Source organism: Janthinobacterium aquaticum, assembly GCF_009208565.1.
Lineage (GTDB): Bacteria > Pseudomonadota > Gammaproteobacteria > Burkholderiales > Burkholderiaceae_D > Janthinobacterium.
In genome coordinates this window covers 1-232 of sequence record NZ_WFLK01000079.1, presented here as the reverse complement: position 1 = coordinate 232, position 232 = coordinate 1, and the positions used below count along the sequence as shown (strand labels likewise).

The following is a 232-nucleotide window of genomic DNA, read 5'->3' as shown; positions in this document are numbered from 1 at the left end:
CGGTAGGATTCGTGACTGGGGTGAAGTCGTAACAAGGTAGCCGTATCGGAAGGTGCGGCTGGATCACCTCCTTTCTAGAGTTTGCACGAAGCAGTAATGCTTCACCATCAAATGTTCACACTTATCGGCTGTTAATAAAGAAGAACAGCATTTGGGGCTGTAGCTCAGCTGGTTAGAGCACCGTGTTGATAACGCGGGGGTCGTTGGTTCGAGTCCAACCAGCCCTACCAGA

At 50.9% G+C, this 232-nt stretch carries 1 tRNA gene and 1 rRNA gene; both read left to right on the top strand.

What is annotated here, in order from left to right:
* Positions 1-74, top strand: a 16S ribosomal RNA gene (locus GCM43_RS25690); the annotation flags it as partial.
* Between the two features lie 79 nt (positions 75-153).
* Positions 154-230: transfer RNA gene (locus GCM43_RS25685), tRNA-Ile, on the top strand.
* Positions 231-232 lie beyond the last annotated feature (2 nt).